The organism is Streptosporangium oxazolinicum, from assembly GCF_039537505.1.
Taxonomy (GTDB): domain Bacteria; phylum Actinomycetota; class Actinomycetes; order Streptosporangiales; family Streptosporangiaceae; genus Streptosporangium; species Streptosporangium oxazolinicum.
This window is the reverse complement of sequence record NZ_BAABAQ010000001.1, coordinates 1,022,488-1,046,598: the sequence shown is the minus strand read 5'-3', so window position 1 is coordinate 1,046,598 and position 24,111 is coordinate 1,022,488. Positions and strand designations below refer to the sequence as shown.

Below are 24,111 nucleotides of genomic sequence, written 5' to 3'. Positions count from 1 at the left end.
GCACCGCACCGACCGGCCCGGCCGCGACCCTCGCGGCGAGGAGGGAGAGACGATGAACGACCTTGAGCGGGAGGCCGGGACGGACCGGCAGCCACCCGTGCTGCGGGCCGTCGCGGACCGGATCCGCCGCACTCCGGACGCCGAGGCGGTCACGTTCCACGGAAGCTCCGTGACATACCGCGAACTCTGGACCCGGTCGGAGCTCGTGGCCCGCCGGCTCGCGGGCTTCGGCGCGGGTGTCGGCACCAGGGTCGGACTCCACCTCGACCGGTCCATCGAACTCGTGACGGCCCTCGTCGGCGTCATGCGGGCCGGTTGCGTCGCCGTCCCCCTCGACCCGGCCTACCCCGTGGACCGGCTGCGGTACATGTGCGCGGACGCGGGCGCCGACCTGGTGGTCGGGCACGCGGGTCATCTCGAACGGCTGGGCGGCCTCCGGCCGCTCGTCGCGGACGGCCCGCTGGTCTACGCCACCCGGCTGGCGGAGGACGAGCGCGCGTCCCGGGCCGCCGAGCCGGACGCTCCGCTCCCGTCCGTCTCCGGTGAGGACCTCGCCTACGTCATGTACACCTCCGGCTCCACCGGACGGCCCAAGGGCGTCCTGTTCGAGCACCGGAACCTGGCCAACCTCATCGCCTGGCAGACGGCCGCGAGCGGCTGCGCCGAGGGAGACCGGACGCTGCAGTTCTCCCCGGCGGCCTTCGACGTCATCTACCAGGAGGTTCTCACCACACTCGGGGAGGGTGGCACCGTCGTGTGCTGCACCGAGGACGAGCGGCTCGATCCGCAGTTCCTGTGGGAGCTGATCGCCCGCGAGCGGGTCAACCGGCTGTTCGTGCCGTTCGCCATGCTCCGGTCGCTCGCGCTCTTCGCGGACGACGTCACCCCCGACGTCCACCCGCTCCGTGAGATCTACTCGACGGGCGAGCAGATGCAGTGCGGCGGCAGGCTCCGCGCCATGTTCGCCAGGCTGCCCGGCTGCCGCCTGGCCAACCAGTGGGGAACGACGGAGACACACGTCGCGACCTGCCAATGGTTGCCCGAGGACGTGGCGGAGTGGCCGCCGCTCCCGTCGATCGGGCGGCCGATCCGCGGCACGCGAATCCACGTGTGCGACGAGGACGGCAGGCCGCTGCCCCCGGGAGAGACCGGGGAGCTGTGGATCGCCGGAGAGTGCGTCGGACCGGGTTTCGTGAACCTGCCGGACCGCACCGCGCGGAGCTACGTGCCCGATCCGCTCGACCCGGCCGTCCGCGCCTACCGCACCGGAGATCTCGGGCGGGTGGGCGAGGACGGGGACATCGAGTTCCTCGGCCGGCGGGACGGCCAGGTCAAGCTGCGCGGTTTCCGGGTCGAGCTGGGGGAGATCGAGACCCTGCTCACCTCGATGCCCTCCGTCGCCGAGGCGGTGGTCGCGGTGGTGGGCGAGGACGCGGAGGACCGGCACCTGCGGGCGTTCGTGGTGACCACGTCGCTGCCGTTCGACCGTGCCGAGGCGCTGGCCGTGCTCCGCGACAAGGTCCCCGCCCACATGGTGCCGTCGTACGTCGAGGTGGTCGCCTCGTTCCCCAGGACCCCGAGCGGCAAGCTGGACCGGCTGGCCGTCGCCACCTCGGCGACCGTGCCCGGCTCCCCGCCGTCATCCGGCCCCGGCCCCGTGCCCGGCTCCTCCGCCGGCGCGGCGTGAGACCCGGTCCACCGCCCGCCACACCCGCCTGTCGCAACCGCCCGCCACGAGCGCCTGCCACAAGCGCCTGTCACAACTGCCTGTCACAGCGAACTCGGCCCCGTGCCGGCGCGCGACCCGCGTCCGGCCGAGCCGACGGACCAGTGCCACGACACCAGCGAACAGGGACCCAAGTGAGTGCCATGAATCGTCAGCTGGAGAACCTCAACAAGGTGTATCTCCCTCCCGCCGAAGGACAGCCGAGCCTTTTCCAGATCTGGGAGGAGGGGGGCGCACGCGACGACTCGGTGACCCCGTCCACCTATTCGACGGAATACCGGTCCTGGATGACAGAGAAGTTGGTCGCCGAACTCGGCCGAGGTGAGGGCGGCGGCCTGCTCAGCCTGGGCTGCGGCAACGCGGCGGTCGAGTGCGAGATCGCACGGAAGGGATTCCGGGTGCTCGGGGTCGACGCGATGGAGGAGGCGGTCGTCCTCGCGAAGGCCAAGGGCGTGGACGCGGTGTGCGCGGACATCGGCCAGTGGTCCCCCGACGAGTCCTGGTCGGTGATCTACATGGACGGCGTGCTCGGCCACCTCTACGAGCCGGGGGAAGGACTGCGTCCGGCCCTGGAGCGGATTCGCGCCTGGCTCGCGCCCGCGGGCGACGCGGGTGTCGCGACGTTCGTCGCCTCCAACGACGCCACGAACAACGGGGCGCCCGCGCAACCGGCCCCCGGCATCGCCGGTTTCCACTGGCTGTCGGCGGAGTACATGCGCGCCGAGGCGATCGCGGCCGGCTACGACGACGTGGCGGTGGAGGAGATCCACTACAAGCGCCCGAGGTCCGGGGACCGCGTCCGGTCGATCATCGTCGCGCACGTGTACCCGTGACCGCGGAACTCGATCCAACAGGGAGTCCCCATGCCCATGAGCCCCGCCTTCGAGAACCGTCTCAAGGCCGCGCTGCCCCGAATCGTCGAGACTTTCGGCACGCCGTTCCACATCTACGACGCCGAGGGTCTGCACCAGACCTGTGAGCTGTTCGAACGGGCCTTCCGGGAGATCGACTGCCGGGAGTACTTCGCGGTCAAGGCACTTCCCAACCCCGCGGTGATGCGCCTGCTGGCCGGGCACGGTTTCGGCTTCGACACCAGCTCGATCTCCGAACTGACCCTGGCGCGGACGGCCGGGGCGACCGGCGACGACATGTGCTTCACCTCCTCCAACACCGGCGCGGCCGAGCTGGCCGCCGCGCTGGACGCCGGTGCCATGATCACCGTGGACGACGAGGCGATCCTGGCCACGCTGGCCGATCGGCTCACGGTCCCGGAGTCGCTGGCCTTCCGGGTGAACCCGGGCCGGTCGCTGGAGGGGGGGACCAACCACCTGTTCGGCGAACCGGAGACGACCAAGTTCGGGGTGCCCGTCGACCGTCTGGTGAAGGTGTGCGCCCAGGCCCGCGACCTGGGCGTCCGCGAGATCGGCCTGCACATGATGATGGCCTCCAACGTGCTCGGGCCGGAGCCGCTCCTGCTCACCCTGGACCTGCTGCTGGAACAGGCACGCGAGATCGAGGACGAGGTGGGCGTCCCGGTGACGTCGCTCAATCTCGGCGGGGGCATCGGCATTCCCTACCGTCCGGAGGAGGAGCCCTTCGACCTGACCGCGTTCGGCGCGGCCGTCCGCGAACGCCTGACCGGCTGGAGTTCGCCGCGCGGTCACGCCCGGCCGGCGATCCGGTTCGAGTGCGGGCGGTACATCACCGGGCCGCACGGAGCGCTGGTGACGCGCGTGGTCAACCGGATGGACAAGTGGCGGACCTTCGTCGGGGTGGACGCGAGCATGGTCTCCCTGATGAGACCCGCGCTGTACTCGTGGGCCTATCACCACATCACGGCGCCGTTCGCCGAGGGCCGCGCGCGCGAGGTGGTCGACGTCGTCGGCTCGCTGCCCGAGAACAACGACCGGCTCGGCAGGGAGAGGGATCTGCCCGTCCTCGCGGAGGGGGACGTCCTCGTCGTCCACGACACGGGTGCGCACGGGCACGCCATGGGCTTCAACTACACCGGACGGCCCCGCCCGCAGGAACTGCTCCTCCACCCGGACGGCTCCGTCGAGCTGATCCGGCGCGCCGAGACCGAGCGGGACCTGTTCGCCACCCTCGACTTCCCGCCGCGCCTGCTGGAGTCCCCCGCCGGTCAGGGGGATCCGGGGTGAGCGGAACCGGCGTCTGGGCCAGGGAACGGGCGTGGGAGCTGGCGGCGTCGTCGGGATGGCGGCCGCTCGACCTCTCCCTGGGCGTTCCCGCCGAACCCGCGCCCGCGATCTCCCACGCGGGCCCCCACGAGAACCGGGCACCGGCGGCCTACCCGCCGAGCGCGGGCACCGAGTCGCTGCGCGTGGCCGCCGCCGGCTACCTCGCCCGCCGCTTCGACGTCACGGTGCCCGTGTCGGCGGTGGCGGCCTGCGCCGGGGCGAAGGAGTTCGTCTCCACGGTGCCGTCGCTGCTGCGTTCCGCCCGGCGTGACCGGTCACCGGACCGCGACGTCGCCCTGATCCCGGCGCTGGGGTACCCGCCGTACGAGTTCGGCGCGCGGCTGGCGGGACTGACCGTCCACCGCGTCCCCGTCGACGCGGCCCACCGGATGGACCTCGGCCGCGTCCCGGACCACGTGGCCGCCCGCGCGCTGTACCTCTGGGTGAACAACCCCGCCAACCCGACCGGCGCCGTCGAGCCCCGCCCTGCCGAGGTCGTCGAATGGGGACGCGAGCACGACGTCGTGATCCTCTCCGACGAGGTGTACGCCGAGACGACCTGGGACGGCGCCCCCCGGACCGCGCTGAGCGCCGGGCTCGACGGCGTGCTGGCCGTGCACGGCGTGGCCAAGCGGTCGAACGCGCCCGAGCTGCGGGTCGGCTTCTACGCCGGGGACCCGGCGCTGGTGTCCGAGCTGCTGCCGTTGCGGCGGGACGCCGGGCTCATCGCCGCCGGGGACTCCCAGCGGGCGGCGGCGGGCCTGCTCGACGACGACGCCCACGCGGCGGGCCTGCGGGCCCGTACCGCTCGGCGGCTCCTCGGGCTGGTCGAGTCGCTGAACGCCCACGGCCTGCGCTGCGATCACCCCGAGGGCGGCCCATTCGTGTGGCTCGCCGCCCCGGGGGGCGACGGTGTGGCGTTCGCCTACGAGGTCGCGGCGCGCGCCGGGCTCGTGGTCGCGCCCGGGATCGCGTACGGCCCCTCGGGAGGCGGTCACGTCCGCGTCGCCGCCGTCCACGACCCGGACCTCGTCGAGCCCCGGCTCGCCGCGCTCGGCCCGTGGACGCGCGAGCGGTCCGGAGACAGAAAGGAGCGAGTCCCATGACGCCGAGTACGTTGCCGGCCGAGGTCGACGACCTGTGGGCCAGGCGGACCGGCCTCACCCCGGCCGACGCCGCCGCGCGCGACACGGTCGTGGCCGCGGTCGACATGCTCGACCGCGGCGAGGCGAGGGTGGCACGGGTCGATCCGGAGACGGACCGGGTCCTGGTGGACGAGCGGGCGAAGCGGGCGATCCTGTTGTCGTTCCGCCTCCTCGGCATGGCGGAGGCGACGGTCGGCCCGTTCCGGCACCACGACCGGATTCCCCTCAAACGCTTCGGCCCGGGGGTGCGGGTCGTCCCCGGGGCCGTCGCGCGCTGGGGCAGCCACCACGCGCCGGGGGTGACCCTCATGCCGTCGTTCACCAACATCGGCGGTTTCGTGGACGCCGGGACGATGGTCGACACCTGGGCCACCGTCGGATCGTGCGCCCAGATCGGACGGAACGTGCACCTGTCCGGCGGGGTCGGCATCGGCGGGGTGCTCGAACCGCCCACGGCGGTACCGGTCGTCGTGGAGGACGAGAGCTTCGTCGGCTCGCGGTCGCTCGTCGTCGAGGGAGCCAGGGTGCGCACCGGGGCGAAGCTGGGCGCCGGTGTGGTGCTGACCGGGAGCACCCACGTCTACGACGCGGAGACCGGGGCGCGACTGCCGAACGGGGAGGCGCCGCCCTGGTCCGTCTGCGTCAACGCGACCCGGCCCAGGACGTTCGGGGGCGGCACCTTCGGCCTGTCCTGCCTGCTGGTGATCAAACGGCTCGAAGAGGGCGAGGTCCACGACAAGTTGGCCCTGGACACGCTGTTCCGCGAGCACGGGCTCGGAGGGTGAGGTCCGGTGCGCGTGTCCCATCCGGTGGCGAGCGAGAAGGCGGAGAAGTCATGACGGGCACCAACCACCTGTGGATGCGCCACGAGGAGCATCCCACCGAGGCGCGGGCGCCGATCGCGCCCGCCGACGCCCGGATCCTGACGGCGGACGGGATCGCGGTGACGGTGGAGGACTCCCAGCGCCGGATCTTCCCGACATCGGACTACGAGGCGGCCGGCTGCCACATCGTCGAGCCGGGCACCTGGCCGGACGCGCCGGACGACCACTACATCATCGGGGTGAAGGAACCGGCGGAGCGGCCGGTCCCGCTGAGACACCGGCACCTGTTCTTCGGCCACGCCTACGGCGGGCAGCGGGACGGGGAGAGGTTGCTGCGCCGGTTCGCCGAGGGCGGCGGCAGCCTGCTCGACCTCGAACACGTGACGGACGCCCGCGGAGTCCGCGTGGCGGCGTTCGGTTACTGGGCCGGATACATGGCCGCCGCGCTCGCCGTCCTGCACAGCGCGAAGCGCCTGGACCCGCCGCTGCGGCCCCGCTCCCGGCACGCGCTGGACGCGGCGCTGAGACACCCACGGGAGGGAACACCGACGGCCCTGGTCATCGGCGCGCTCGGCCGGAGTGGGCGCGGGGCACGTGACGCGCTGGCCACGGCCGGTATCGAGACGACCTGCTGGGACGTCGAGGAAACCCGCCACCTGGACCGGAAGGCCCTGCTCGCCCACGACATCCTGGTCAACGCGGTGGCCACGACCGAGCCCGCGCCCCCCTTCCTGACACGCGCCGACCTCGAAGACCCCGACCGGCGGCTGAGCGTCATCAGCGACGTGACCTGCGACTTCACCTCCGACCGCAACCTCCTGCCCATCTACGACCGTCCCACCGACTGGCACCACCCCGTACGGCGGCTGCACGAGGGGCCGCCGCCGGTGGACCTCATCGCGATCGACAACCTGCCCTCCCTGGTGCCGAGGGAGGCGAGCGCCGCCTTCTCCGCGGACCTGCTGCCCCACCTGAGGCTGCTGGGCGGCTGGACACCCGCCTGGCAGCGCTGTCTGGAGACGTTCCACGCCGCTGCCCGCTCGCACGCGGCCGTCACGAAGGAAACCGATGTCTGAGCAGATCACCCCCACCGGGCGCGTCCACTGGGCAGGAACCGGCCTGTCGACCGGCAGCGGCCTCGGAATCGTCTGCGACCTCGCCTCCCGCACCGTGCTCTGGGGCAGGACCCGGCAGAAGGCCGAGGACTGCCTGGCGCGTCTCGGGCACAGCGGCCGCGCGGAGACCCGGGCGTTCGACCCGGACGCGCTGGCCGCCGAGCTCGTCGCCGGTGACATCGTCGTCTCGATGCTCCCGGCCGCGCACCACGCCGCCCTGCTGCGGCTCTGCCTGGAGCGCGGCGCGCACTTCGCCGCGTCGAGCTACGTGTCCGCCGAGATCTCCGCACTGGCGGCCGAGGCGGCCCAGGCGGGCATCGTGGTGCTGACCGAGGCGGGCCTCGACCCCGGCATCGACCACCTGCTCGCCCACCGGCTGATCGCCCAGGCCAGGGCCGCGACGGGCGACGGCGGGGCGTCGGCCACGTTCACCTCGTACTGCGGCAGCAACCCCGCCGAGCCGAACGAGTTCCGTTACCGTTTCAGCTGGGCGCCGAGAGGCGTGCTGACCGCGCTGCTGACACCGGCCCGCTACGTCGACCGGGGGGCCGAACGGGTCGTGGACCGCCCCTGGGAGGCCGTCCGCGAGCACACGCTCGGCGGCGAGAGGTTCGAGGTGTACCCCAACCGCGACAGCGTTCCCTTCGTCGAGCAGTACGGCCTGCCCGCCTCCTGGCGACTGGACACCTTCGTCCGAGGCACCATCCGCCTGGACGGCTGGAGCGACGCGTGGGCGCCCGTCTTCACGGAACTGCGCGAGGGGGACGACGAACGCATCGGCGCCCTGGCGCGGAGACTCGCCCTCCGCTACCCGACCACGGAGACGGACCACGACCGCGTCCTGCTCTCCGTCGCCCTCGACGTACGAGCGGACGACGGGTCCGCCTGGTCGGGTGAGTACGTGCTCGACGTCGAGGGCGACGAGAAGGAGAGGGCGACGCCGCGTCTGGTGTCCGTGGCGCTGGCCTGCGGGATCGGGGACATCCTCGACGGCCTCACCCCCTCGGGCCTGCACAGGGCCGCCGAGGAACCGGAGGCGGTGCGGCGATGGCTGAGCTTCCTGGAGAGCCACGGCGTCGTCTGCGAATTCCGGGACCCCCGCCACGGCTGACCACCGGCACAGCCGCCTCACGAGAGCGGAACACCACCGAACATGGGAGTTTCACCGATGATATTCCGCGACATCGCCGACGCCTTCGGCACCAAGAGGGACGTTCGCAACGAGAACTACCACAGCACGCGGCTGCTCCTCGCCGAGGACGGGGCCGGCGTCGGCCTCAACGACGTCGTCCTCAACCCGGGTGTCGAAGGCGCCTACGGCTATCCCGACCGCACCGAGATCGCCTACTGCGTCAGCGGTGCCGCCACGGTCGTCGACCTCGGGACCGGTGAGGAGCACGCCGTCGTGCCGGGCGTGCTGTGGGTCGCTCCCCCCGGCTCGAAGTTCACCCTCGTCGCCACCGAGCCCCTCCGGCTCATCTGCGTGTTCGACCCGCCGCTCGAAGGGACGGAGACGGGCATCATCGACCGGTGACCGGACAGGTCATCGCCGTCTCACCAGATCTTGCCGTCGGGACCCGGGGTGTCCCAAGCCGTGCTCCGTACGGACACCGCGTACGGACATGGTGTCCGTACGCGGTGTCCGTACGCCCCGATGCTCGAAACGTCAGCTTTCGCAGGACTCCCGCACCTCGGCGGCGCAGATGTCCCGGCCGGCGCCGCCGATGACGGAGTCGGGACCCGCGTTGCCTTCGAGGACGTCGTCGCCGTCGTTCCCGTGCATGGTGTCGCCGCCTGTCTGGCCGGAGACGGTGTCGCGGGCCGAGCCCCCGGAGAAGCCGTCCTTACCGGCGCCCAGGAAGGCGCGCATGGGCAGGGCGGTATTGTTGCGCAGGGTGTCGGCGCCGCCCTGGAGGCTGGCCTGGATGCCGGTGATCCCGGTGGCGGGGCAGCGGACCGTGTTGGCGTCGACGTTCCGGCAGACCCCCGCTGTGGAGAGCGTGTCGCCGGAGTTCCTGATGACGAGCGAACCGTCGACGTCGAGGTCGATGCTGATGTCGTCGGGCAGGTTCCCCGCGTTGACGGAGAGCAGGCTCCCGGTCACGATCACGTTGGTGCTGGCCAGCGCGGGTCCGGCGAAGGCCAGCGGCGGGGTGACCACCAGGACCCCCACCGCCAGCGCCCGCAGCCCGGCCCCCCGGATCACGCCCGGCCGCGACGGCCCGCGCTTCGTGACGTTCCTCCGTGTACGCATGAATCCCCCGTGTGTCCGGCCGCCGATCACTTCTGGCGGTGACCGGTCGGCGGGCTCCTGTGCCCGGGACGATTACATCCCGTGACCACCCGCGACCCCACGTCACTGCGCGCACGGCGAGCGAACTGTTTTACGGAGGCTTCTGAAAGCTAGACCGTCTCCCTGTGGTCCCCGTGACGCGGGCGCCCCGGCCTTCGTCGAGGTGCCTGCGCCGGACGCGATACCGGGATGAATTCGAGAAACCCGGTATCGAGGGTGAAACGGGCGCCGACCGGCGTGGTCCGGCGTGGTCCGGTTGCCGGATGGACCGCTCAACCCTGGGCCGGTGTCAGCTCCGCCATCCGCGACCAGCCCTCGCCGGGCACCTCGACGTTGATGATCTCCGGTGTCGTCGCGATCACCTCGGGCATCCAGGCCATGGCGGCCTTGAAGTGGTCCGAGCCCACGTGCGCCTCACCGGCGGCGGACGAGGCGAACGCCTCCAGCAGGACGAACTGGCCGGGCGTGTCGACGCTCCTGGACCACTCGAAGAAGACGTTCCCCGGCTCGTCGCGGGTCGCCCGGGTGAAGCCGTCGACGAGCGTGAGCCACTCCTCGGCCCGCTCGGGACGGATGGTGAACTTGACGGCGATGAAGATCATGAGTTGGCCTCTCCAGCTCTGTTCCGGACTCTTCCGGAAGTCTGGTCCTGTTGGAAGTCTGTGCTGCGCGCGGCGATGATGTCAGTGACCGGCTGCCGATCACTTTAGGCCGCCGGGCGGCCAGGCTGAGCGGGACGCCTCGGTGCGGGCAGATGTCGGGGGCGATCACGACCTCGCCGCCGGCCCGTTGCCTGTCCGTTCCGCAGCTGTTGAGCCTCATGCCGTTTTGGGTCCTCCGCGCCCCCTGTCCCCCAGACTTGGATGGTGCCCGGGTTTCAGGTGCGGGTGAGGCAAGGGTGGGCCCCGATACCGGCCGGATGGAGGTCGGACGTCTATCGGCCCAGGTGGTCGTGGAGCATCCGGTCGAAGGTGTCGCGCGGGGCGCGGGTCAGCACCGGTTCGGGGGTGCGGTCGGCCGTCACCAGCCCGACGCGCGGTGCCCGGGTGGGGTGTTGCATGCTCACCACCCGCATGCCGTCCGGGACGCCGAACGTGTGCGGCCAGGCGTGGGCGATGACGCCGGACCAGCGGTGCGTGGTGACACGGGCGAACAGGGCCGAGACGGTGTCGGTCAGAGCTCTTTTGGGGTCACCCGCCCGATACTCGTGGCCTGACAGGCCACATCATCACCGCCCTCACCTGGGCGATGAACTGAACATTTTTATGTCAGATACCGGCCTCACATGGTGCCAATGGCGACGGCCGCCCCTACTGTCGTCCCGAGATCACTGATGCGGCGGTTCCGCGTTCGATCTTCGTGCCGGCCGCATCGCTCGCACCGGTGAGGGCGGCACGACATAAGGAGAACAGGAAGGATGCCACATGACGTCTGGTCATTCCGGACCAGAGGAGGCCCGGCGGGCCGCAGGCCTGGTAGCGGCGCAGGAGAAGGCCCTCGCCTTGTTCGCTGAGGTGGAGGCACGCGGACTGGTCACCCCCGGGGTCGGGGAGCGGGAGGTGAGCGATCGTATCCGGGACCTGGCCAACGACATGTTCGGCACGACCAAGCACTGGCACAAACGGATCATCCGCTCCGGACCCAACACTTTGCTCCCCTACCGTGACAATCCGCCCGACCGCGTCATTGGCGAGGACGATGTCGCTTTTGCTGACTTCGGTCCGATCTTCGAGGAGTACGAAGCCGACTTCGGCCGCACATATGTCTTCGGCGACGATCCGGCCAAGCACCGGCTGCTGCGTGACCTGCCGCGCGTCTTTGACGCCGGACGTACGGCGTTCGCGGCCGATCCCGACATCACCGGCCGGCAGCTGCACGCTGAGATGGAACGGCTGGCGGGCGAAGCCGGCTGGGAGATCGGCATCTGGCACACCGGTCATCTCGTGGGGGAGTTTCCACACGAGGTGAACGATGGTGCGAAGGCGGAGTCATACATCACTCCGGACAACGACACCCCGCTACGGCGCACCGATCGCGCAGGCAGGATCTGTCACTGGATTTTGGAGCTGCACTTCGTGGACCGGGCCCGTGGTTTCGGCGGCTTCTACGAGCAGCTGCTCGATCTGGCATGACCACTGCCCAGCGGTCTTCGCGCTGAGAGGCCGCCCCGTTCGCCACGACGAGGCTTTATCGGCAAAGCGCGACACAGCCGAGCGCTACATCAACCAGATCAAGGAGTGGCGCGGGCTGTTTTCACGTGTCGGCGAAACCCCGGAAAGCCACCTGGCCGGGCTCCACCCGCGCGGCGTGATCCTATGGATCCGAAGCCTCCGGCCCACCTGAAGATCCGCGTTTCGAACAAGCCCTGAACCTGGATCGACAGCGATGTCCGCCAGGACGAAAGAGAGCCGATCCGACCGCGGAGTGATGATCGGTCGCGTTCTAGACTTCGGCGAGTGAGGGGGCCACCCCGATGGGGGCCACCCGATACGGAAAGGAGGAGGTTCGTTGTCCGAGAGCGCACAGGAGCGCACATACCTGTTCGCCTACGGGACGCTGCGCCAGCGCGAGGTACAGCTGTCCACCTTCGGCCGCGAGCTGGACGGCAGGCCGGATCTGCTGCCCGGCTACACGCTGGCGACGGTGGAGATCACCGACCCCGGCGTTGTCGCGGTCAGCGGCGCCGACCGTCATCCGATCGTGCGCGCGACAGATGATCTTTCTCATACCGTCGAGGGGACGGTGTTCGAGATCACCGACGCCGAACTGGCCGCCGCCGACGACTACGAGGTGGCCGACTACCGCCGGGTGCTGGTGAGGCTGGCATCGGGCGTGCGCGCCTGGGTTTACGTCGACTCTTAAACTTCGGGCTCCGAAAGGGCGCACCTGATCGGCACAACATGCCGCACCCGGTCGACAGCGCGTTCGCGGCACAAAACACCGAAGGGACGACCTCGATGACCACCACTCCCGCGGGAGACTTCGACTACGACACCCACGGCCACGGATACGCCGTCCAGCGCCGCACCGATCCGCGCATCGCCGCCCTCGTCCACGCCGCGCTGGGCGAGGCCCGTACCGTCGTCAACGTCGGTGCCGGGGCGGGCTCCTACGAACCCGATGACCGCTACGTGGTGGCCGTCGAGCCCTCGGCCGCCATGCGGGCGCAACGCCCCGCGACCGCGGTCCCGGCCCTCGACGCGGTCGCCGAGCGCCTGCCGTTCGACGACGACTCCTTCGACGCCGCGATGGCCACCGTCACCGTCCACCAGTGGTCGGACACCGTAGGGGGACTTGGCGAGCTGCGGCGGGTGGCCAGGGGCCCGGTCGTGGTACTGACCTTCGACGGCGACGCCCTGGACCTGCTGTGGCTGGCCGACTACGTCCCCGAGCTCATCGCCGCCGAGCGGCGCAGATACCCGCCGATCGAGACCATCCGCTCCCTGATCGGCCGCGGCGGCGAAGTCCTCGCGGTGCCGATCCCGATCGACTGCGTCGACGGTTTCACCGAGGCTTACTACGCGCGCCCGGAACGCTTCCTGGATCCGAGGGTCCGCGCCTCACAGTCGGCCTGGGGCTTCGTCGACGACGACACCGAAGCCCGGGGCATCGCGCGCCTCGGGGAAGACCTCGCCTCCGGCGCCTGGGACGCCAGGTACGGCGAACTCCGCGACCAGCCGGAGTTCGTCGGCTCGCTGCGCCTCGTCGTCGGCCACCCCTGAGGGGAGCAGCTTCCGGGAGGCAGAAAATACGGCTTGGAGCGAAGGCTCCCCCTTAAGACCGGCGCGTTCACTCTTCAACGGCAGATGCGAGAAGAAAACCCGGTCATCCCTCCTGTATGCCGTATTTGTTTCCCCGTGCCATCTCATATGCGTGTGACCAAGACGTGAGGTGGGAATATCACGATAAAAATCCGTGCCCATGACCTGATCATGGGTGAGGGAGGGCTGATGCGGCCCATGTCGATCGATGTCCCCGATCCCGCTCATGCCGATGGGTGGTTGCGCGTGTCGGGTGACCTGTCTGTTCCCGGGCTGGTGAGCATGGCCGACCTGCGGGCTTTGCCGCAGTGGACGGTGGAGGTCGGTTTCGCCTGTCGTACGTCGGGCACGCGGCACCACCGCTTCACCGGACCCCTGCTCCTGGATGTGGCTCGCGCGGCCGGGCCGGTCTTCGACGCCTGTGAGCGCAAGGACCGGTTGCGGTTCCTGGTGTCGGTGCTGGGGCGTGATGGTCATCACGCGGTGTTGTCGTGGGGGGAGATCGATCCGGAGTTCGGTGATGTTCCGGTGCTGGTGGGTGTCCGGATGGATGACGCCGACCTCGACGCGTACGGGCCGCACCTGGTGGTGCCCGGAGACCGGTGCGGGGGGCGGCACATCAGCGAGGTCGTGGAGATCCGCGTCTGCGCGGACGCGCGGCTGTGGGGCCGGAATCTTTAGTCGTCGCACCCGCACGGGCAGGAGGAGCCGGGCGGTTCGGTGGGATCGGCCCAGTGCAGGGCGATGAACGGTTCGGTGCGGCAGGGGTGGTGCACTCGTTCGCGGGTGATGCGGTAGCGGGCGAGGGCTTGGGGTTCTTCGGGTGAGCGGCGCGGGACGGGCACGGTGAGGGTGCCGATGTCCTGGTCGATGTGGGTGAGCATGCCGTGGCAGGGCCCGCCCAGACAGATGGCGTTACGCGACGGCACGGCGCTCATGACCGGCCACCCGTCGCACCGGGAGACGAGCCGCGGGCAGAGACCTCGACGAGGGTGGCGCGGGGGCCTGGGCGGCGCGGCGTGTAGGACGCTGTCATCGCATCTCAAGGGGCCTGGAAACCGGCCTTGTTAGTAGTGCCGCGGCCTCGCTGATCCGAAACATCGTCACGAACCATCACGATACCCTCGTAAATTCCGGTACTAACAGCTGGGTTCCCTGGCAATCAGGTGCTGATCTACTGTTTTGCCATTGCATCCGAGAGAGGGGAAAGCGTCCATGTCCCTGCGCACGCGCCGGAACCGGCGCCTCATCGCCGCCCTGCTTCTGGCCACGACGGTGCCGCTCACCGGCACCGCGGCCGCCACCACCTCCACCGGCGGCATCGACCTCGGCACCGCCACGACGCACCGGGTCCTGGAGGCCGCTCCCGCGGTGAAGGTCCGCGGTGACGTCGCCCACCCGCGCTCGTTCACCCTGGCGCGGTTGCGCTCCCTGCCCCAGCACACGGTGCGGGTGCGCTACCAAAGCTCACGCGGCACCGAGAAACACACCTTCACCGGCCCCCTGCTGGGCGACGTGCTCGCCCTGACCAAACCCCGCCTGGACGCCGAGACCAAGAACGACCAGCTACGCTTCTTCGTCGCCGCCACCGGATCCGACGGCTACCGCGCGATCGTCTCCCTCTCCGAGCTCGACCCGGCCTTCTCCGGCAAGAAGGTGCTGCTGGCCGTCAGCCAGGACGGCGCGAGCTTGGACGCCGAAGGGCCCCGGCTGGTCGTCCCCGGGGACGTCAAGGGCGGCCGGTACGTCAGCGGCGTCGTCCACCTGCACGTCGGCGACGTCGACGCCCTCGTCGACCGCGGCTGAACCCGGCCGGATCCGGCGCCGGACGGCCCGCCCCCCGTTTCCAGGGCTGCCGTCCGGCCCGCCGCGCCCTCAGTCCCGTACCGCCAGGATCAGGTCGGAAGCCTTGATCACCGCGATCACCTCGCTGCCCTGGGCCAACCCCAGCTCCTGCGCGGCCTCGAACGCACCCGAAGGTGATGGGCCTGGTCGGTACGTGCCAGGAGGATCGGCCGCGTCGACCCTTCCACGTCCGCCCACGAGACCGATGCGGCGCCTGTGCCGGCTCCGCGGCTCCTCACCGGCGTTCAGCCGCGCAGCAGGATGAGCGGCACCGGCTGCCCCGGCTCGATCCCGTGCGGGACCGCCGCCAGAGCGTCCCCGAGGGCCGCGCCGTTGAGGAACGCCGGACGGTCCCCGCCAAGAGCCCGCACACCGGGGCCGTCCCAGGCGACCGGGACGACGCGGGTACGGCCGGCGGGTGCCGGTACCGCGGTGATCAGCGGAGCCTGCGGCAGGCGGCCGAGCACACGGCCCGACAGCCCGGCCAAAAGCGGGCCGAGCAGCGTGTACGCGGCGGTCAGCGCGGCGAACGGGTTGCCGGGAAGCCCGATGACGTAAGGACCACCGCGCAAACGGGCCAGAAGCTGAGGGTGGCCCGGCCGGCACGCGACCGCGTCGACGATCCAGCGGGCGCCGCGTTCGCCGAGCAGCCGGCGCAGCCCGTCGGTGACACCGACCGACGTCGAGCCGGTGACCACGACGACATCGGCGTCGGCAGCCGCCTCCACCGCTTCCCCCAAAGCGGTGGAGGGCTGGTCGGGCACATGAACGAGGCCGTCGAGGCGGCCGCCCAGATCCGCGACCAGTGACGGCAGCATCGGGCCCAGCGCGTCACGGACCCGGCCCGGCCCGGGGCGGCCGTGACGGACCAGCTCACCTCCGGTGACGATCGCCCGTACGGCCGGGGCACGGCGGACCAGCAACTCGTCGTAGCCGCAGGAGGCGGCCAGACCGAAAAGCGCCGGGCCCACCCGGGTGCCCGCAGGTGCCAGCCGCGCACCGGCGGCGGCGTCCTCCCCGGTGTGGCGGATGTGCTTCCCGTTCGGTGGCGTGGGACCGGACACACCGCCCTCGTCGGCAGTGGCCCGTTCGACCGGAAGCACCGCCCGCGTCCCCGGAGGAACGACGGCCCCGGTCGAGATCTCCACCGCGTGGCCGTCCTCCAGCCGCCCACCCGTCCATGATCGGCCGGGGCGGGCGCTGCCGACGATCGTCCATGGACCGGTACCCGCCACGGCGAACCCGTCCATCGCGGAGGTGTCGAAGGCCGGCAGGGGCGTCGCCGCGACGAGATCCGCGGCGAGCACCAGGCCCGCCGCCCGGTCGAGCGTCACGCGGACAGGCGGTGTCGGCTCGGCCGCCGCGTGCGCGTACTCTCTCGCCGTGGCCCAGGGGACGTCACGACGCGTTTCCCGGTCAGCCGTCATGATCACGCTCCACGGTCCCGGTCTCCGGGAAGGACGACGGCGCCACGGGACGCCCCCTGGTCATGTCCCTGGCGGGTTGTGGCCGGCCGCGTACACCCGGCCGTGGAGCCCGGACGTGAGCGGCACCAGGGCGCGCCGGTAGTCATCGACCTCGTAGGCGTCGGCCGCGGCGAGCTCGCCATCGGTGAGGCGAAGAGCGGTTCCGTCGACGACGTCGGCCTCATCACCGGTGGCTTCCAGGATCGGATGATGCCTGGCGCCGCTGACCCCGCCGACGTGCGGATCGGTGATCTCCACCGTGGACGGCCGACAGCCGGGCAGGCGGCCAGGGGTGCCCTCGACCTCGCGCCCGACCACCGGCAGTCGCACCTCACGCCGGCGCGGTGTGCCATAGGAGAACAGGACAACAGGATCATCGATCATGCGGCCATCATCCCCCAGCCGCGATCGTTGTTCATGGCCGAGATTGCGCTGTTGTCACGCGTGGTGCCATCGCCGACGTGATGGCCGTCCCGACGATCGAGACCGGCACCGTCTCGGCCTGTTCGCCCACGCCGCACGCACCGCTGGTCGAGCGTGATCGCGCATGTTCGCGGTGCCCGACGGCATGGGCGCGGTACGGCCGGAGCGGCCGTTCGGAAAGTCGTGGGGGGCTTGGTCGTGCCCGGCACGAACCCGGAGCCGGTGATACGCGAGCCCGGAGCCGGTGACGCGCGAGCCCGGAGCCGGTGACGCGCGAGCCCTGCCGGACCTCGCCCGCCCCTCGGCCCGCGCGAGGTCCTCGACCGGCCGACCGGTGGGCACCTGGCATAGCCGGCACCTATCACGCGATAGACACAAACGCTTTGACCTGAGGAAACGCCCGGAGGAAGAGTGTGATCACCCCCCGGTGACGAGGAGCAGAGGTCATGGCCAAAGTACTGTGCGTGCTCTACGACGACCCGATCGACGGATACCCGGCCTCTTATGCGAGGGACGGCCTGCCCGAGCTGGCCGCCTACCCGGGCGGCCAGACGCTGCCCACCCCCAAGGGCATCGACTTCACCCCCGGCCACCTGCTCGGCAGCGTCTCCGGCGAGCTGGGCCTGCGCCGCTTCCTCGAAGAACGCGGCCACACGCTGGTGGTCACCTCCGACAAGGACGGCGACGACTCGGCCTTCGACCGCGAGCTGGCCGGGACCGGCGCCCACTCCTGCAGCACCCGCACGCGCTAGCCGCAATCCACAGGGGCGAGGCGGCCGCGGAAGGGCGACTCCCGCGGGCCGTGCCCCGAACTCTCCCGCGCGTCAGGTCATGATCGATACGAAAGGAGCCTCGTGCTCACCAAGAAGGAGGCGGCCGAAGCCGTCCGGCAGGCCAAGGTCGCCACGGGGGTGACCTGGGCCCAGCTCGCCGAGGCGGTCGGCAGGCCGCCGGCGTGGACGACGGCCGCGCTGCTCGGCCAGCACCCGATGAGCAAGGATGAGGCCGCCGCGGCGGTGGCTCTCCTCGAACTCCGCGAAGACGTCGCGGCGGCCCTGCGGTCACAGCCCACACGCGGGGCGCTCGACGCCGCCGTTCCGGTCGATCCGACGATCTACCGGCTGTACGAGGTCATCCAGGTCTATGGGCCGACCATCAAGGAACTGATCCACGAACAGTGCGGCGACGGCATCATGAGCGCCATCAACTTCCGCCTGGACGTACAGCGCGTGCCGGACCCGGCCGGTGACCGCGTCGTCATCACCATGGACGGGAAGTACCTCCCCTACCAGTGGTGACGAACACGGGCACGGACACAAAGAGGAGGCAGGCGCGACCGATGGCGTGCGGGTTCCCACCTGGCACGTGTTCGTCCGCGCCCACCTCTCGTTCCCCGAGGTCTGCCTTGATCTCGGGGCAGGCTTCCAGCACCTCGTGACCCCACCCGGATCGCTGGGAGAAGACGCGGGGGCTTCCCCCATAAACGTGGACACCGATTTCAGGCGGCAGACTTCAGGCTATCTGTCGTCTTCTCGTAGTCGATCGGGCTGAGCTGGCCGAGCCGGGAGTGCCGCCGGATCGTGTTGTAGCGGGTGATCCAGCCGAACACGGCCAGGCGGGCGGTGCGGGCGTCGGGCCAGTGGTGTGCGCCCTGCAGTGTCTCGCGTTTCAGACTCGCGTTGAAGGACTCGGCCGCCGCGTTGTCGGCGCTGGTGCCGACCGCACCGCGCGAGCGGGTGACGCCGAGCCGGCGGCAGGCCCGCGCGAACTCCCGCGAGCAATACTGCGCCCCGTTGTCGGTGTGAAACACCGCGCCGTCCAGAGGGCCGCCTCGAGTGTGCGCCGCGGCCTGCAGCGCGTCGACAACAAGCTCGGTGCGCATGTGATCGGCGATCGACCAGCCCACCAGCCGACGCGAATACAGATCCACGACCGTGGCCAGGTAGAGGAACCGGCCGCCGCTGACGGGCAGATAGGTGATATCGCCGACGTAGCGGGTGTTCGGCTGCTCGGCGGTGAAGTCACGCCGGAGCAGGTCCGCCACCGGTGCCGCGTCCGGTTCCGAGACGGTGGTGCGGACCTTCTTGCGTAGATGCAGCCCGGCGATGCCGTGCTCGCGCATCACTCGTTCCACCCGCTTGTGGTTGACCACGATCCCGGCCGCGCGCAGCTCGGCCGTCATCCGAGGCGAGCCGTAGGTGCCCTCATACTCGCCATGGATCCGCCGCATCCGCCCGGCCAGTCGCTCATCGGCCTGGCGGCGGGCCAACCGCGCCGCAACACCCTTCAACCATCGGTAGAAGCCCGAGCGTGACACCTGCAGCACCCGGCACAACCGCTTCACCCCGTAGAGCGCCTTGTGATCCTCAACAAACTGGAAGCGGTTCACCAGTTTGTCTCGTTCGCGAAAAGCTTGGCCGCCTTGCGCAGAATGTCGCGCTCTTGCTCCAGCTCCCGGATTCGCGCCTTGAGCTGCTTGTTCTCCTCTTCCAACACATCGTCTGAGGCTACGGGCCCGGCCGAGGTGTCCTTGCCGGTGCTGACCCCGCCAGCCGCTCGCCACCCGCCCTCACCCCGAGCCTGCGCGGCTCGTACCCACACCCGCAGCGTCTCGCGGCTGACTCCCAGATCCCGCGCGATCGACGTGATCGTCCGGTCCGGCCTCGACAGCACCAACGCCACCGCATCGGCCTTGAACTCGGGCGGGTAGTTCTTCATCACCATCAGGGACATCTCTTCCCCTGGACCTCAAGATCCAGTCTCCAAGGTGTCCACGTTTAAGGGGAAAGGCCCGCGCTCGAAGACAGGGCGTCGGATGATTTCGACAGGTTGGTGGATGATCCGGGACCGGCCAGGAAAGCATTCACCGTTCCGGTTTCGTGAGGGCCCGGACGCCGACCCTGCACGGCCGGTACGTGATCTTCCCTTACGCGGTGGTGTCGGGAGCGAAGACGCGGGCGAGGAAATCGTTGAGGGCCGCGGCGTCGAAGAAGGCGTCGAGGGATAGGGCGGTGGCGATCGAGCGTTCGCTGACCTGACGGGGGATCTCCATTCGCAGGGCTTCGCCGGTGATCTGGTCGATCGTGCGGGCGGCGGTGGCCGGGTCGTGGCGGATCAGCCAGGCGAGCGTCCGGGCGACGGGCCGGGTGATGCCGTAGAAGGCGTGATCGGCGCCGATGGCGTTCTGGTGGTCCTTGCCGGCTCCGCGGCTTTCAGAGATGGCGACGCCACTGACATGAATTCCGCGCGCGACAGTCTGGCCCTGTCGAAAGTCGAGACGGTCGAGACGCTCAAGGTGGTCGAGATTGGATTGGCCGCCCTGTGGGTATCGCGCGGGACGATACCCGACGCCGTTGCCAAGAAGCCGTGGTCACGACAAGTGGCGGATGCCGTCACCCGGGCACCGCCACCACCCGAGAAGGAGCGGTCATGCAGGCTCCGCCGTCCCCGCACCTGACCCACCCGGTCATGTACCACCGCTGGTCCGAGATGACCTTCATGCACTGGCGGTACCCACCCGCCGCGATCCAGCGGCTGCTGCCCCCGGGGCTCACGGTCGAGACCTTCGACGGCGCGGCCTGGGTCGGCCTCACCACCTTCCTGATGGAGGACGTGCGGGCGCCGGGCGTGCCCGCCCTGCCGTGGCTGTCGCGGTTTCCCGAGACGAACGTGCGCACGTACGTACGGGACGAGCTGGGGCGTGACGGCGTCTGGTTCCTGTCGCTGGACGCCGGGCGGCTGCTCGCGGTGCTCGGCGCGCGGGCCACGTACGGGCTGCCCTACTTCTGGTCCCGGATGGCCGTCCGCGCCGTCGGCGAGCGGCGCGGCTACCGCTGCCGGCGGCGCCTGCCGGGACCCGTGGGCGCGCGGTGCGACGCGATCGTGGAGGTCGGCCCGCCGTTCGCGGAGCCGGAGCGCGACGAGCTGGCGCACTTCCTGACCGCCCGCTACCGGTTGTTCACCACGGTCGCGGGCAGGACGGCCACCGCCCAGATCGAGCACCCCGACTGGCCGCTGCGCCACGCCAGGCTGGTCCGCCTGGACCAGGACCTGCTCCAGGCGGGAGGGCTCGACGCCCCGGACCACCCTCCCGTGCTGCACGGCTCCCCCGGGGTGCCGGTACGGATCGGGATGTGGACCCGGTGACGCGCGGGCCCCTCCGCCCGGCTCGGGCCCGTGCCGTCACTCCTGCCTGACGAGGACCGTACCGTCACTCCTGCCTGAACGAGGTCCGTGGCGTCACTCCTGCCTGACGAGGAGGTGGCGCGGGCCGCGCAGGACCGCGCTCTGCCGGTACGGGGGCGGGTCGGCGACGAGCCGGGGGCCCTCCAGGTTGCGGAAGAGCTCGTTCAGCGCGATCTGCGTCTCCAGCCGGGCCAGGGGAGCGCCGAAGCACAGGTGGACGCCCCCGCCGAAACCGAGGTGCTGGTTGTCCCGCCGGTCGGGATCGAACCGGTCGGGGTCGCGGAAGTAGGCGGGATCGCGGTTGCCGGAGGCGAGCACGAGCGTGATCCGCGAGCCCTTCGGGATGACGGTGTCCGCGACGGTGAGGTCGCTGTAGGCGGCCCGCCAGAGGACGAGCTGCACCGGTGGCTCGTAGCGCAGCAGTTCCTCGACCGTCCGGACGATCATTCCGGGATCGCGGCGCAGGCGTTCCAGCACGTCGGGATGGCGCAGCAGCGTCAGCGCGCCGTTGGTGATCAGGTTGACGGTCGTCTCGTGGCCCGCGATGAGCAGCAGGTTGGCGGTGCTGACGATCTCCTCGTCCGTCATGCGCCCGTCGGGTCCGTCGTCGTTGGCCAGCCGGGACAGCAGGTCGTTTCCCGGTGGCCGGCCCCGGCGGCTCTCCAGGAGCTCGGCGAGGTACGCCCTGAGGTCCTCGCGGGCCCGTACGCCCTCCCGCATGCGCTCCTCGGGGTCGGTCGCGGGGTTGAAGTCGAGCAGCCCGACGATCGCCTCGACCCACCCGTGGAACCGAGGCTCGTCCTCGCGGGGTACGCCGAGCAGGTGGCAGATCACCGTGACGGGGAAGGGGTAGGCGAAGTCGTCGACGATGTCGATCTCGTCCTTGCTCACCAGGTTGTCGATCAGGTTCGTGACGATGGCCCTCAGGTCGGGGCGCATGTCGTCTACCAGCGTGGGCGTGTGCGGGGGGCCGAAGTACCGCATCGCCATGCGGCGCAGCCGGTCGTGCTCCGGCGGGTCGAGGCCGATGAACGCCGGTGAGTCCCCGCGTATGGCGACGGAGGGCCCCGGATCGTGGAGGTTGTCCGTGTTGGAACTGACGTGCGGGTCGTGCAGCAGCGCGGTGATCTCCCGGTAGGTGCTGACGATGTAGCCGCCGTCCTCCTGCCGGGCCACCGGGGTTTTGCGCAGTTCGGCGTAGAGCGGGTACGGGTCGGCCCGGCTGGAGTGGTCGAGGATCCGCTGGAAGACGCTGGACGCCTGGGTGACTGTCATGGCCGCTTCTCCTAGGGTGTGCCGGTTCCCGCCGTCCCTGTGGTCGGACCCGGTGGGACCCGGTCGAACAGGTCAGCCGCCCGGCCGCGCGAACGCCACGCGCCGCTCGCTGGGCTCGTAGCCGGTGACCACCACCGTGGCCCCGTGGGTGATGATCACCGAGCTGGGGAAGTGGGCGGGCACCGGCCTCATGTCGGCGGGCCGGTCGGGTGTGGGACAGGAGGGCGGGAAGGGGGCCGCCGTCTCGATCAGGTGCCGGTAGTGGTCGAGCCACTTGGTGTTGTCGAAGCTGACCGCCGCGGTGACCCGGCCGCGGTAGCCGTACGCGGCGACGAAACGGTATTCCTCCACCGATCCCTGCGTCACGACGACCTCGTCCGACAGGACCGGGACACCGACGGACTTGATGTTGACGCCGAACTGCGTCGACCAGAACGCCGGCATGGACAGGTGCGGCCAGCGGTCGGTCGGGGAGCTGACCATGTTGTGGGCCGCGACCTGGGCCTGTTCCACCGCGTTGGCCCAGTGTTCCAGCGACAGGAACCGATACTCGTAGACCGGGTGCGGGCAGCGTGCCACGTCCCCGGCGACGAAGACGTCGTCGGTGACCAGGCCGTTGACGTCGAACGCCCGGCAGCCCGAGTCGCAGGCCACCCCCCAGACACCGGCGGCCAGCCCCGAGTCCCGCAGCCACTCGGTGTTGCGCACGCCGCCGAGCGCGACCACCACCACGTCGGCGTCGACCGTGCCGCCGTCGGAGAGGTGGGCGCGGCGCACCCGTCCCCGCTCGTCCCCCTCCAGCCGCGTGACCTTGACGCCGCAGCGCAGGTCGACGCCGTGGGCGCGCTGGAGGTTCGCGGCGATCGAGCCGACCATGCTTCCGAGCGCTCCCACCAGCGGGGCCTCGGCGTTCTCGGCGACGGTCACCGGGATGTCGCGTTCGCGGCACACCGAGGCGATCTCGGAACCGGCGAATCCGGCCCCGATGACGAGCACCCGGCCGGGCCCGGCGGCCAGCCGCTCCCACAGGCGGCCCGAGTCCTCGCGGGTGCGTACCACGAACACGCCGTCCAGGGCGGCCTCCGCCCTGTCGGCCCATGGCCTGCCGCGCACACCGGTGGCGATCAGCAACCTGTCGAAGGGGACCTCCCGGCCGTCCGCGAGCTCCACCCGCTTGCCCGCGAGGTCCAGCCCGGAGGCGGGCACGCCGAGCAGCCACTCCGCGTCGATCTCACGGCGCCGGGGCAGCGCGGTGCCGTCCGCGGGCACCCAGCCGGTCAGGACCTGCTTGGACAGCGGGGGCCGGTCGTAGGGCTCGCACGCCTCGTCCCCGACGAGGGTGAGCGACCCGGTGAAGCCCTCGTCGCGGAGCGCCTCCGCGGCCCGCAGCCCCGCGAGGGAGGCGCCGACGACGACGATGCGGCCGTCGCGCCTGAAGGCCTCCCTGCTCTGCTCGCTGGTCACGCCGTTCCCGTTCCGGTCGCCGCGGCCGTCGCCGTCGCCGTCTCGGGCGGGGGCTCGGCCCCGTCCACCAGGTCGACGAGGATCGCCTGGACCGGGCAGGCGGCCACCGCGCGCAGGATCTGGTCCCGCTGCGCCTCGTCGGGACTGGAGTGGAACATGAGCGCCTCCTCGCCCCACATCCGGAACGTGTCCGGGGCCAGGAAGGCACACTGCGCGTATCCCTGGCACCGCGCCAGATCGACGACAACTCTCATACGGACCATCCCTTCCGGACCTGCGTACGGCTGAGCGAGACGGAGAGAACCGGGACAGCGAGGCCGGTCTCGGTGCCGTCCTGGCGAGCGCCTCCACGTGCCGCCGGACGTTGTGACTTCTGGAGGGGGCCCTTCGG

Annotated in this window: 28 protein-coding genes; 17 read left to right on the top strand and 11 right to left on the bottom strand. The window is 70.9% G+C overall.

The genetic code is table 11. From position 1 onward, the window contains the following. Positions 1-52 precede the first annotated feature (52 nt). From ABD817_RS04970 to ABD817_RS04935, 8 genes are all read left to right on the top strand, one after another. Positions 53-1,687 (top strand): amino acid adenylation domain-containing protein, encoded by a 1,635-nt coding sequence (locus ABD817_RS04970; protein ID WP_344915399.1) that lies wholly within the window; start codon positions 53-55, stop codon positions 1,685-1,687. A 182-nt stretch (positions 1,688-1,869) separates the two neighbouring features. Further along, complete coding sequence (locus tag ABD817_RS04965; RefSeq protein WP_344915397.1) at positions 1,870-2,559, top strand: class I SAM-dependent methyltransferase; 690 nt, start codon at positions 1,870-1,872, stop codon at positions 2,557-2,559. 30 nt (positions 2,560-2,589) lie between these two features. Then, positions 2,590-3,885 (top strand): diaminopimelate decarboxylase, encoded by a 1,296-nt coding sequence (locus ABD817_RS04960; RefSeq protein WP_344915395.1) that lies wholly within the window; start codon positions 2,590-2,592, stop codon positions 3,883-3,885. After that, positions 3,882-5,030 (top strand): pyridoxal phosphate-dependent aminotransferase, encoded by a 1,149-nt coding sequence (locus tag ABD817_RS04955; RefSeq protein ID WP_344915394.1) that lies wholly within the window; start codon positions 3,882-3,884, stop codon positions 5,028-5,030. Before ABD817_RS04960 ends, ABD817_RS04955 begins: the two co-directional genes overlap by 4 nt. Beyond that, positions 5,027-5,854 carry a 2,3,4,5-tetrahydropyridine-2,6-dicarboxylate N-succinyltransferase gene (locus ABD817_RS04950; protein WP_344915393.1) on the top strand — a complete coding sequence of 276 codons (828 nt, stop codon included), beginning with the start codon at positions 5,027-5,029 and terminating at the stop codon, positions 5,852-5,854. Before ABD817_RS04955 ends, ABD817_RS04950 begins: the two co-directional genes overlap by 4 nt. 50 nt (positions 5,855-5,904) lie before the next feature. After that, positions 5,905-6,969, top strand: coding sequence for a saccharopine dehydrogenase (locus ABD817_RS04945; RefSeq protein WP_344915392.1), 1,065 nt, complete (start codon positions 5,905-5,907; stop codon positions 6,967-6,969). After that, the gene (locus ABD817_RS04940; RefSeq protein WP_344915391.1) at positions 6,962-8,119 is read left to right on the top strand and encodes a saccharopine dehydrogenase C-terminal domain-containing protein; all 1,158 of its coding nucleotides are present in this window, start codon (positions 6,962-6,964) and stop codon (positions 8,117-8,119) included. Before ABD817_RS04945 ends, ABD817_RS04940 begins: the two co-directional genes overlap by 8 nt. 57 nt (positions 8,120-8,176) lie before the next feature. Next, complete coding sequence (locus ABD817_RS04935) at positions 8,177-8,542, top strand: ectoine synthase (protein WP_344915390.1); 366 nt, start codon at positions 8,177-8,179, stop codon at positions 8,540-8,542. Between the two features lie 132 nt (positions 8,543-8,674). Here the strand turns inward: ABD817_RS04935 and ABD817_RS04930 are convergent, their stop codons facing one another. The 3 genes from ABD817_RS04930 to ABD817_RS04920 all read right to left on the bottom strand — a co-directional run bounded on the left by ABD817_RS04930 (position 8,675) and on the right by ABD817_RS04920 (position 10,361). Then, positions 8,675-9,262 (bottom strand): calcium-binding protein, encoded by a 588-nt coding sequence (locus ABD817_RS04930; RefSeq protein ID WP_344915388.1) that lies wholly within the window; start codon positions 9,260-9,262, stop codon positions 8,675-8,677. A 311-nt stretch (positions 9,263-9,573) separates the two neighbouring features. Further along, positions 9,574-9,903, bottom strand: a complete 330-nt coding sequence (locus ABD817_RS04925) for a putative quinol monooxygenase (RefSeq protein WP_344915386.1) — start codon at positions 9,901-9,903, stop codon at positions 9,574-9,576. A 332-nt stretch (positions 9,904-10,235) separates the two neighbouring features. Then, positions 10,236-10,361, bottom strand: coding sequence for a hypothetical protein (locus ABD817_RS04920; RefSeq protein WP_344915384.1), 126 nt, complete (start codon positions 10,359-10,361; stop codon positions 10,236-10,238). A 364-nt stretch (positions 10,362-10,725) separates the two neighbouring features. Here ABD817_RS04920 and ABD817_RS04915 point away from each other — a divergent pair, with 364 nt between their 5' ends. The 4 genes from ABD817_RS04915 (at position 10,726) to ABD817_RS04900 (ending at position 13,743) form a co-directional block, all read left to right on the top strand. After that, positions 10,726-11,433: a M24 family metallopeptidase gene (locus ABD817_RS04915; RefSeq protein ID WP_344915382.1), complete on the top strand. Its 708-nt coding sequence runs from the start codon at positions 10,726-10,728 to the stop codon at positions 11,431-11,433. Positions 11,434-11,809: 376 nt separating this feature from the next. Then, positions 11,810-12,163, top strand: a complete 354-nt coding sequence (locus ABD817_RS04910) for a gamma-glutamylcyclotransferase family protein (protein WP_344915380.1) — start codon at positions 11,810-11,812, stop codon at positions 12,161-12,163. A gap of 95 nt (positions 12,164-12,258) precedes the next feature. Beyond that, positions 12,259-13,023: a class I SAM-dependent methyltransferase gene (locus ABD817_RS04905; RefSeq protein WP_344915378.1), complete on the top strand. Its 765-nt coding sequence runs from the start codon at positions 12,259-12,261 to the stop codon at positions 13,021-13,023. Between the two features lie 237 nt (positions 13,024-13,260). Then, positions 13,261-13,743: a molybdopterin-binding protein gene (locus ABD817_RS04900; protein WP_344915376.1), complete on the top strand. Its 483-nt coding sequence runs from the start codon at positions 13,261-13,263 to the stop codon at positions 13,741-13,743. On the opposite strand, the gene ABD817_RS04895 is transcribed toward ABD817_RS04900, so the two are convergent. Next, the gene (locus ABD817_RS04895) at positions 13,740-14,000 is read right to left on the bottom strand and encodes a hypothetical protein (RefSeq protein ID WP_344915374.1); all 261 of its coding nucleotides are present in this window, start codon (positions 13,998-14,000) and stop codon (positions 13,740-13,742) included. The two genes, ABD817_RS04900 and ABD817_RS04895, sit on opposite strands and share 4 nt — an antisense overlap. 277 nt (positions 14,001-14,277) lie before the next feature. Here ABD817_RS04895 and ABD817_RS04890 point away from each other — a divergent pair, with 277 nt between their 5' ends. Further along, positions 14,278-14,868, top strand: coding sequence for a molybdopterin-dependent oxidoreductase (locus tag ABD817_RS04890; protein ID WP_344915372.1), 591 nt, complete (start codon positions 14,278-14,280; stop codon positions 14,866-14,868). Between the two features lie 284 nt (positions 14,869-15,152). Here the strand turns inward: ABD817_RS04890 and ABD817_RS04885 are convergent, their stop codons facing one another. Together ABD817_RS04885 and ABD817_RS04880 are read right to left on the bottom strand one after the other, a co-directional pair. After that, a complete protein-coding gene (locus ABD817_RS04885; RefSeq protein WP_344915370.1) occupies positions 15,153-16,334 on the bottom strand; it encodes a molybdopterin molybdotransferase MoeA in 1,182 nt (393 codons plus the stop codon). Between the two features lie 60 nt (positions 16,335-16,394). Further along, complete coding sequence (locus ABD817_RS04880; RefSeq protein WP_344915368.1) at positions 16,395-16,757, bottom strand: gamma-glutamylcyclotransferase family protein; 363 nt, start codon at positions 16,755-16,757, stop codon at positions 16,395-16,397. Positions 16,758-17,242: 485 nt separating this feature from the next. Here ABD817_RS04880 and ABD817_RS04875 point away from each other — a divergent pair, with 485 nt between their 5' ends. Both ABD817_RS04875 and cynS read left to right on the top strand, forming a co-directional pair. Next, a complete protein-coding gene (locus ABD817_RS04875) occupies positions 17,243-17,548 on the top strand; it encodes a hypothetical protein (RefSeq protein WP_344915366.1) in 306 nt (101 codons plus the stop codon). Positions 17,549-17,650: 102 nt separating this feature from the next. Further along, positions 17,651-18,094: a cyanase gene (gene cynS / locus ABD817_RS04870; protein ID WP_344915364.1), complete on the top strand. Its 444-nt coding sequence runs from the start codon at positions 17,651-17,653 to the stop codon at positions 18,092-18,094. Positions 18,095-18,294: 200 nt separating this feature from the next. On the opposite strand, the gene ABD817_RS04865 is transcribed toward cynS, so the two are convergent. Next, positions 18,295-19,520 (bottom strand): IS3 family transposase gene (locus ABD817_RS04865; protein ID WP_344915616.1). Its coding sequence is split into 2 segments (ribosomal slippage): positions 18,295-19,208 and positions 19,208-19,520, totalling 1,227 coding nucleotides; the frame shifts between segments, so codons are not numbered across the junction. Between the two features lie 202 nt (positions 19,521-19,722). Beyond that, positions 19,723-19,848, bottom strand: coding sequence for a hypothetical protein (locus ABD817_RS04860; RefSeq protein ID WP_344915362.1), 126 nt, complete (start codon positions 19,846-19,848; stop codon positions 19,723-19,725). Positions 19,849-19,959: 111 nt separating this feature from the next. Here ABD817_RS04860 and ABD817_RS04855 point away from each other — a divergent pair, with 111 nt between their 5' ends. Together ABD817_RS04855 and ABD817_RS04850 are read left to right on the top strand one after the other, a co-directional pair. After that, complete coding sequence (locus tag ABD817_RS04855; protein WP_344915360.1) at positions 19,960-20,253, top strand: hypothetical protein; 294 nt, start codon at positions 19,960-19,962, stop codon at positions 20,251-20,253. Further along, positions 20,226-20,942, top strand: coding sequence for a YqjF family protein (locus ABD817_RS04850; RefSeq protein WP_344915358.1), 717 nt, complete (start codon positions 20,226-20,228; stop codon positions 20,940-20,942). The genes ABD817_RS04855 and ABD817_RS04850 overlap by 28 nt, the downstream gene beginning before the upstream one ends. A 93-nt stretch (positions 20,943-21,035) precedes the next feature. Here ABD817_RS04850 and ABD817_RS04845 read toward each other — a convergent pair whose 3' ends face one another. The 3 genes from ABD817_RS04845 to ABD817_RS04835 all read right to left on the bottom strand — a co-directional run bounded on the left by ABD817_RS04845 (position 21,036) and on the right by ABD817_RS04835 (position 23,974). Then, positions 21,036-22,256, bottom strand: coding sequence for a cytochrome P450 (locus tag ABD817_RS04845; RefSeq protein WP_344915356.1), 1,221 nt, complete (start codon positions 22,254-22,256; stop codon positions 21,036-21,038). A gap of 72 nt (positions 22,257-22,328) precedes the next feature. Next, a complete protein-coding gene (locus ABD817_RS04840) occupies positions 22,329-23,720 on the bottom strand; it encodes an NAD(P)/FAD-dependent oxidoreductase (RefSeq protein WP_344915354.1) in 1,392 nt (463 codons plus the stop codon). Beyond that, complete coding sequence (locus ABD817_RS04835) at positions 23,717-23,974, bottom strand: ferredoxin (protein WP_344915352.1); 258 nt, start codon at positions 23,972-23,974, stop codon at positions 23,717-23,719. The genes ABD817_RS04840 and ABD817_RS04835 overlap by 4 nt, the downstream gene beginning before the upstream one ends. Positions 23,975-24,111: the final 137 nt, after the last annotated feature.

Coding starts and splice junctions, on each gene's coding strand:
- ABD817_RS04895 (WP_344915374.1), bottom strand. CDS start 14,000: ATGAGCGCCGTGCCGTCGCGTAACGCCATCTGTCTGGGCGGGCCCTGC.
- ABD817_RS04900 (WP_344915376.1), top strand. CDS start 13,261: ATGTCGATCGATGTCCCCGATCCCGCTCATGCCGATGGGTGGTTGCGC.
- ABD817_RS04880 (WP_344915368.1), bottom strand. CDS start 16,757: ATGATCGATGATCCTGTTGTCCTGTTCTCCTATGGCACACCGCGCCGG.
- ABD817_RS04850 (WP_344915358.1), top strand. CDS start 20,226: ATGCAGGCTCCGCCGTCCCCGCACCTGACCCACCCGGTCATGTACCAC.
- ABD817_RS04920 (WP_344915384.1), bottom strand. CDS start 10,361: ATGCAACACCCCACCCGGGCACCGCGCGTCGGGCTGGTGACGGCCGAC.
- ABD817_RS04965 (WP_344915397.1), top strand. CDS start 1,870: ATGAATCGTCAGCTGGAGAACCTCAACAAGGTGTATCTCCCTCCCGCC.
- ABD817_RS04935 (WP_344915390.1), top strand. CDS start 8,177: ATGATATTCCGCGACATCGCCGACGCCTTCGGCACCAAGAGGGACGTT.
- ABD817_RS04845 (WP_344915356.1), bottom strand. CDS start 22,256: ATGACAGTCACCCAGGCGTCCAGCGTCTTCCAGCGGATCCTCGACCAC.
- ABD817_RS04875 (WP_344915366.1), top strand. CDS start 17,243: ATGGCCAAAGTACTGTGCGTGCTCTACGACGACCCGATCGACGGATAC.
- ABD817_RS04960 (WP_344915395.1), top strand. CDS start 2,590: ATGCCCATGAGCCCCGCCTTCGAGAACCGTCTCAAGGCCGCGCTGCCC.
- ABD817_RS04915 (WP_344915382.1), top strand. CDS start 10,726: ATGACGTCTGGTCATTCCGGACCAGAGGAGGCCCGGCGGGCCGCAGGC.
- ABD817_RS04860 (WP_344915362.1), bottom strand. CDS start 19,848: ATGGAGATCCCCCGTCAGGTCAGCGAACGCTCGATCGCCACCGCCCTA.
- ABD817_RS04890 (WP_344915372.1), top strand. CDS start 14,278: ATGTCCCTGCGCACGCGCCGGAACCGGCGCCTCATCGCCGCCCTGCTT.
- ABD817_RS04925 (WP_344915386.1), bottom strand. CDS start 9,903: ATGATCTTCATCGCCGTCAAGTTCACCATCCGTCCCGAGCGGGCCGAG.
- ABD817_RS04835 (WP_344915352.1), bottom strand. CDS start 23,974: ATGAGAGTTGTCGTCGATCTGGCGCGGTGCCAGGGATACGCGCAGTGT.
- ABD817_RS04930 (WP_344915388.1), bottom strand. CDS start 9,262: ATGCGTACACGGAGGAACGTCACGAAGCGCGGGCCGTCGCGGCCGGGC.
- ABD817_RS04970 (WP_344915399.1), top strand. CDS start 53: ATGAACGACCTTGAGCGGGAGGCCGGGACGGACCGGCAGCCACCCGTG.
- ABD817_RS04940 (WP_344915391.1), top strand. CDS start 6,962: ATGTCTGAGCAGATCACCCCCACCGGGCGCGTCCACTGGGCAGGAACC.
- ABD817_RS04950 (WP_344915393.1), top strand. CDS start 5,027: ATGACGCCGAGTACGTTGCCGGCCGAGGTCGACGACCTGTGGGCCAGG.
- ABD817_RS04905 (WP_344915378.1), top strand. CDS start 12,259: ATGACCACCACTCCCGCGGGAGACTTCGACTACGACACCCACGGCCAC.
- ABD817_RS04885 (WP_344915370.1), bottom strand. CDS start 16,334: ATGACGGCTGACCGGGAAACGCGTCGTGACGTCCCCTGGGCCACGGCG.
- ABD817_RS04945 (WP_344915392.1), top strand. CDS start 5,905: ATGACGGGCACCAACCACCTGTGGATGCGCCACGAGGAGCATCCCACC.